Annotated in this window: 6 protein-coding genes; 3 read left to right on the forward strand and 3 right to left on the reverse strand. The window is 62.2% G+C overall.

The features are described from left to right. On the reverse strand, nt 1-1,238 hold a 1,238-nt coding region (clpX, locus tag EN750_RS13480), incomplete at its 3' end, for an ATP-dependent Clp protease ATP-binding subunit ClpX (protein WP_127396705.1). A 297-nt stretch (nt 1,239-1,535) separates the two neighbouring features. Then, complete coding sequence (clpP, locus tag EN750_RS13485) at nt 1,536-2,165, reverse strand: ATP-dependent Clp endopeptidase proteolytic subunit ClpP (protein WP_013532191.1); 630 nt, start codon at nt 2,163-2,165, stop codon at nt 1,536-1,538. Nucleotides 2,166-2,503: 338 nt separating this feature from the next. Between clpP and EN750_RS13490 the strand changes: the two genes are divergently transcribed. After that, on the forward strand, nt 2,504-3,094 hold the full coding sequence (locus EN750_RS13490; protein ID WP_127396706.1) for a hypothetical protein: 591 nt from the start codon (nt 2,504-2,506) through the stop codon (nt 3,092-3,094). 17 nt (nt 3,095-3,111) lie between these two features. On the opposite strand, the gene EN750_RS13495 is transcribed toward EN750_RS13490, so the two are convergent. Then, the gene (locus tag EN750_RS13495; RefSeq protein WP_127396707.1) at nt 3,112-4,215 is read right to left on the reverse strand and encodes an FAD-dependent oxidoreductase; all 1,104 of its coding nucleotides are present in this window, start codon (nt 4,213-4,215) and stop codon (nt 3,112-3,114) included. 103 nt (nt 4,216-4,318) lie between these two features. Between EN750_RS13495 and EN750_RS13500 the strand changes: the two genes are divergently transcribed. Next, nucleotides 4,319-5,569, forward strand: coding sequence for a cytochrome P450 (locus EN750_RS13500; protein WP_127396708.1), 1,251 nt, complete (start codon nt 4,319-4,321; stop codon nt 5,567-5,569). Between the two features lie 268 nt (nt 5,570-5,837). Next, nucleotides 5,838-6,451 (forward strand): helix-turn-helix domain-containing protein (locus EN750_RS13505; protein ID WP_145967625.1); only part of this gene is annotated, 614 nt, incomplete at its 3' end.

The following is a 6,451-nucleotide window of genomic DNA, read 5'->3' on the forward strand; positions in this document are numbered from 1 at the left end:
GAGTAGATGTAGAGCGGCCGGGCACTGCCGGTCACCACCTCCTCCGAAATCACCACTTCGCGCACGCCTTCGAGCGCGGGAAGCTCGAACATCGTGTCGAGCAGGATCGCCTCCATGATCGAACGCAGGCCGCGCGCGCCGGTCTTGCGCTCGATGGCGCGCTTGGCGATCGCCGAAAGAGCGTTCTCGTGGAAGGTCAGGTCGACATTCTCCATCTCGAACAGCCGCTGATACTGCTTGACCAGCGCGTTCTTCGGCTCGGTCAGGATCTGGATCAGCGCCGGTTCGTCGAGGTCTTCCAGCGTCGCCAGAACCGGCAGACGGCCTACAAATTCGGGGATAAGACCGAACTTCAACAGATCCTCGGGCTCGACCAGGCGGAAGACATCGCCAGTGCGGCGATCCTCGGGCGAAGCGACGACCGCGCCGAAACCGATCGAGGTCTTGCGGCCGCGATCCGAGATGATCTTGTCCAGCCCGGCGAAGGCGCCGCCGCAGATGAACAGGATGTTGGCTGTATCGACCTGCAGGAACTCCTGCTGCGGGTGCTTCCTGCCGCCCTGCGGCGGCACGGAGGCGACGGTGCCTTCCATGATCTTCAGGAGCGCCTGCTGCACGCCCTCGCCCGACACGTCGCGGGTGATCGAGGGATTGTCCGACTTGCGCGAAATCTTGTCGATCTCGTCGATGTAGACGATGCCGCGCTGGGCGCGCTCGACATTGTAGTCGGCCGATTGCAACAGCTTCAGGATGATGTTCTCGACGTCCTCGCCGACATAGCCGGCTTCGGTCAGCGTCGTCGCGTCAGCCATGGTGAAGGGCACGTCGATGATGCGGGCCAGCGTCTGCGCGAGCAGCGTCTTGCCGCAACCGGTCGGGCCGATCAGCAGGATGTTGGACTTCGCCAGCTCGACATCGTTGTTCTTGCCGGCATGTGCGAGGCGCTTGTAGTGGTTGTGGACCGCCACCGACAGCACGCGCTTGGCGTAGGGCTGACCGATGACATAATCGTCGAGAACCTTGAGGATCTCCTGCGGTGTCGGCACGCCTTCGCGCGACTTCACCATCGAGGTCTTGTTCTCTTCACGGATGATGTCCATGCAGAGTTCGACGCACTCGTCGCAGATGAAGACCGTCGGACCGGCGATCAGCTTGCGCACTTCGTGCTGGCTTTTGCCGCAAAACGAGCAGTAAAGCGTGTTCTTGGAATCGCCGCTGTTGTTGCCGACCTTGCTCATTTTCATGTCCTTTCATGGCCGCCCGCCGATGGTCTGGCTGAAAGGGCGCATACTCTATCTATCGCGGGAATCCGCCGCCGCCAGTGTGTCCCGGCTCCCGCAACGCATTCCGTACGAAACACAAATCAGAAAACGTGGCAATGATTCGCGACAACCCCGCATAAAGCTAAGCCGCCGAAACTCAACATAGCCTTAACGTAGGCAATCCTGTCCCCCGAGGGAACAGCCAATTGTGGCCGAAATGCCGCAAGACGCGCCAAAAGCGCGTGATGGTGCCATCCAACTGCCAACTTGCCTTTATGCCAGCGCCCCTTCGGCCGCCTCGCGCGACGAAATGACCTTGTCGATGAGGCCGAAATCCTTGGCTTCGTCGGCGGTCATGAAATGGTCGCGGTCGAGCGTTTTCTCGATCTCTTCGTAGCTCTTGCCGGTGTGCTTGACGTAGACCTCGTTGAGGCGACGCTTCAGCTTGATGATATCCAGGGCATGGCGCTCGATGTCGGACGCCTGGCCCTGGAAGCCGCCGGAAGGCTGGTGAACCATGATGCGGGCGTTCGGCGTGGCAAAGCGCATGTCCTTGTGACCGGCGGTCAGGAGCAGCGAACCCATCGAAGCCGCCTGGCCGATGCAGAGCGTCGACACGGCCGGCTTGATGAACTGCATGGTGTCGTAGATCGCCATGCCCGAGGTGACGACGCCGCCCGGCGAATTGATGTAGAGGTTGATTTCCTTCTTCGGATTCTCGGCTTCGAGGAACAAAAGCTGCGCGCAGACCAGCGTCGCCATGCCGTCCTCGACCGGACCGGTAATGAAAATGATGCGCTCCTTGAGGAGGCGCGAGAAAATGTCGTAGGCCCGCTCGCCGCGATTGGTCTGTTCGACCACCATCGGAACGAGGTTCATGTAGGTTTCGACGGGGTTCTTCATCAGATATCTCTTATCTCGCGGTGGGATTCCGGCGCCGGGAATGCCGGCAGATCGGGCAGAATCGGTTCTGGATCGTTATTCCGTAAATAGGATGCCGGCTCATCCTTGTGCAAGGCCGACCCCTCCTAGCCATCTGGGTAAGTCGAATCAAGCTTTCTGACCAAGGATTCGGGCCGGCGGATGCTTCCGCGGGTCCGGAGCCGCATGGCCGGCCGCGCAAGGTAGCAGTTTCTTAACCGCGTCACTTAACGAAATGCGCCGAAACCGCTTTTTTCCGAGACGGCTTCCTCTACAATTCAACGTTGAACTTATGCGTAGAGTTCAACAGGGGAAGTGTCATGCCCGGGAAAACCGCATGCTTCACCATCGCCGGCCTGACCATGCTCGGCACGATTTCGCAGACGGCGGCCGGCGGCCGCGCCGTCGAATGTTATGAGCCGGTCCGCAGTCCGGCTGTCTACGACACGGTCTATGAAGACGTGATGATCAGTCCGCCCGGTCAGCAGGTCGACTATATCGCCCCTATCTATGGCACCCGCGAGCGCGTCGTGATGACCGTTCCGGCGCAAGTGACCTACCAGGTCGTGCCGGCCGTCACCCGCACCGTCTACCGCACGGGCCGGATCGATGGCGGCGGCTATTCCTGGGAATGGCGCGTCGTCCATGGCCGCAAAGTGCTGTGCAAGGTCTGGCACAAGGCGCGCTACGAACGTGTTGCCAAAACCGTGGTGATCCAGCCCGAACGCACGCGGCGCGTGGTCATCCCCGCACAATACGACAGGATCGCCCAGGAGGTGCTGGTGCGGCCGGAGCAAAGGCGCATCATCGATGTTCCCGCCTCCTACCAGACCGTCGCGCGTCGTGTGCTGGTTCGCGAGGGTTCATCGGGCTGGCGGCGGGTGCATATTCCCAGGCATTGCCAGGATTAGGTCACCCCCGGCGGCGCTCAGGCGACCTCCGCCCGCAGCCATGCCTTCAAGCCGGCAATATCCCCATCGCCGACAGCAGCGGCAACGCGCCTGCCGACCGCCGCGCCGAACTTGTAGCCGTGACCGGAGCATGCCGAGACAACAAGGCATTTGCCCTTTTCATGCGCCATGAATTTTTCGTCTGATGTGAAAGTGTAGGCGCAGGTGACGACCTCGGTCACCCGATAGTCCTCGATGCGGGCGATCGGCGGCGAAAACAGGTTGCGGATCGCCTCGCCCTCGCCCGCCACCGGCTGACGGTTCCAATCGGCGTCGCTGGTCGGCACCCTGTGCAGGCCGGACCCGAATTTCATGCCGGCGCCGCCGGAGGGCGGGATCACATAGCCGTCGATCGCGCCGCCGACATCGAGGACAACCGGTGCCGCCTGCCAGGCCGCATCGAGGTCGGCCGGCGGTTCGACATAGGCAAGTGCGGTTCGATAGGTCTTCAGCTCGCCGTCCAGCTCCGGAAACAGTTTTAGCACCCAGGCGCCGGCGGCGACAACGATGCGGTCGGCCTGCATGGTCTCACCGCTTTCGAGCACGATGTGGCCGGCTTCGGCGTCGACTTCGACGACCTTGCTATTTTCGTAGACATTGGCGCCGTTGGCGCGCAGCCACTTTGCCAGGCCCGACGCGATCTTGCGGCAATGCAGGGCGCCGCCTTCGGTCGAGAAATAGGCGTAGCGAAACGACCCGGCTTCCAGAAACGGCCAGCGCATCACGGCTGCATCCGGCTCCAGCAATTCGAACGGAAAATTGCCTTCCTCCAGACCCTCGCGATATTCCTCGGCCTCGTCGCCCGGCTCGCGCGAAATGCAGACAAATCCTCTGGGATCGAGGTGGCTTTCGCCGAGATCGGCCCACATCTCGTCCCAGGCCTGGTAGGCCTCGGTGATCAGCCGGCCGTAGCCGGTCCCCGCGCGGTAAGCGCGGCGGATGATGCGATGATGGTCGCCCGACGCGGCCATCGGGTTCGGGATCGGCCCTTGCTCGACGATCGAAACGCTGTGGCCGGCCTTGACCAGCGACCACGCCGTCGAGAGACCGGCAATACCCGCGCCGACAACGATCACCTTCATCAAATCAGACTTTCCGCAGCCGGTCGGCTGGCTCAACGTATTGGATTGCGGGCGCCAACATACGGTCTGGAACCAAGCTGGCAAGCCGCGCTATTGGTCTGGCATGAGCAAATTGACGCCTACCGCCCTGGCCTTTGATCCAGCCACTCGACATCTGCGGCTCGACCCGCACGAGCCGGCCTTTTTTCAAAACCCTTATGATGCCTATGCTTTCCTGCACGGCGTATCGAATGCATTCTTCTGGGAAGAATTCGGCTTCTGGTGCTTTGGCGGTTTCGACGACGTCAACCGGCTGCTGCGCGATCGCCGCTTCGGCCGGCAGAACCCGGCCGGCATTCCAGACAGCCGCGGCATTGGACAGGACCGCAGCCATCTCAGGGCCTTCGACGGCGTCGAAGCCAATTCGATGCTGGAGCTGGAGCCGCCGGTGCACACGCGGCTGAGAACACTGGTCAACCGCGCCTTCGTCTCGCGCCAGGTCGAACGGCTGCGGCCGCGTGTCGAGGCTTTGGCCAACGACCTGATCGACCGTTTCGAACCAGGCAAGACGGTCGACCTGTTGCCTGCTTTCGCGGCGCCCTTGCCGATCACCATCATTGCCGAAATGCTCGGCGTCCCGGTCGAAATGGGGCCGCAACTGCTCGACTGGTCGCACCAGATGGTTGCCATGTACATGCATGGCCGCACACGCGCGATCGAAGAGACGGCCAACCGCGCCGCCCGCGAATTTGCGGATTTCCTCCGTGGCTACGTCACCGAGCGACGCCGAAATCCCGGCGACGACCTTTTGTCGCTGCTGATCTCGGCGCAGGAGGACGGTGAGAGGCTGTCGGAGGACGAGATGGTGTCCTCGGCGATCCTGCTGCTCAATGCCGGCCATGAAGCAACCGTGCATCAGACCGGCAATGCCGTCCGCTCGATCCTTATGCAAGGTGGCGATGTCAGCCGCTTCTTCGGTTCGCCCGAGGCGACCGCGGCAACGGTCGAGGAATGCCTGCGCTTCGACGCGCCGCTGCACATGTTCGCGCGCTATGCCTATCAGGAGATCGAGGTCGCGCCCGGCATCGTCGTGCAGCCGGGCCAGACGATCGGGCTGCTGCTGGGCATGGCCAATCATGACCCGCGCGCCTTCGCCGATCCTCTCGCCTTCCGGCCCGACCGGGCCGACCAGAAGAACGTCTCCTTCGGCGCCGGTATCCATTTCTGCATCGGCGCGCCGCTCGCCCGGCTCGAATTGCAGGTGTCGCTGAAAACCCTGTTTGAACGGCATCCGAAGCTGCATCTTGCCGAAGAGGCGCGCTTTCGGGACACTTACCATTTCCATGGGCTGGAAACGCTCGCCGTCGGCTTTTGAGTACCGCTGGGCCGCCGGTTCACCATGGCGCCAGCCGCAACCACAAGGTCTGCTCACCGGACCGCCTACGACATGCCCTTCCACGACAAGGCACCGGAAGCTATCTCAGCCAGTTCCAGCGAAATAGTCATAAGCAGGCAGCACAAGCTTGGGGGAGAGCCTGAAGGCCGTTGCTGGCAGCCCCTGTTGATCCATGCCAAATCGCAAGATCGGTCGAGCGCGACATATCCGGAAAGGCCTAACTGGTGTCGTCACGGAGAAAGAGACGTTGAAGGCCGCACTTGAAAACTACCAGGCTCGAATGCAGCGGGTGCTGGACCATATAGACCAGCATCTGGATGACGATCTGGGGCTGGAGGCGTTGAGCGGTGTCGCGGCGTTCTCGAAATACCATTTCCACCGGCAGTTCACGTCCACCTTCGGGGTGTCCGTGCATCGCTATGTCCAGCTCGCCCGCATGAAGCGTGCTTCGTACAGACTTGCCGAAAGTGACGCCCAAAGCGTCACCGACATAGCCATGGATGCCGGTTACGACGCGCCGGATGCCTTCGCCCGCGCCTTTCGGCAACGGTTCGGGCAATCGCCCTCGTCGTTCCGGAAATCTCCCGACTGGGGGTCGTGGCTCATGGCCTTCGGGCCCCTCGAAAAAGCAAGGAACACGCTCATGCAGATAATCTTTGAACACGACGACGTGACGATCCGCGATGTGCCCCCGACGCCGGTGGCGATCATGGAGCACCGCGGAGACCGGGCGACGCTCCAGGACACCATCCAGCGGTTCATCGCCTGGCGTAAGGCCGCGGGCTTGTCGCCCGAGACAAGCCCGACCTTCAACATCTTCCGTTCCGAAAGGGAGCCCGCGGTCCCGGCTGACTACAGCAT

This window comes from Mesorhizobium sp. M7A.F.Ca.ET.027.03.2.1, assembly GCF_003999175.1.
Taxonomy (GTDB): Bacteria; Pseudomonadota; Alphaproteobacteria; order Rhizobiales; family Rhizobiaceae; genus Mesorhizobium.

What these genes read in the sequence shown, in the direction of transcription:
- EN750_RS13495 (WP_127396707.1), bottom strand. Translation starts at nt 4,215, where the DNA reads ATGAAGGTGATCGTTGTCGGCGCGGGTATTGCCGGTCTCTCGACGGCG.
- EN750_RS13500 (WP_127396708.1), top strand. Translation starts at nt 4,319, where the DNA reads ATGAGCAAATTGACGCCTACCGCCCTGGCCTTTGATCCAGCCACTCGA.
- clpP (WP_013532191.1), bottom strand. Translation starts at nt 2,165, where the DNA reads ATGAAGAACCCCGTCGAAACCTACATGAACCTCGTTCCGATGGTGGTC.
- EN750_RS13490 (WP_127396706.1), top strand. Translation starts at nt 2,504, where the DNA reads ATGCCCGGGAAAACCGCATGCTTCACCATCGCCGGCCTGACCATGCTC.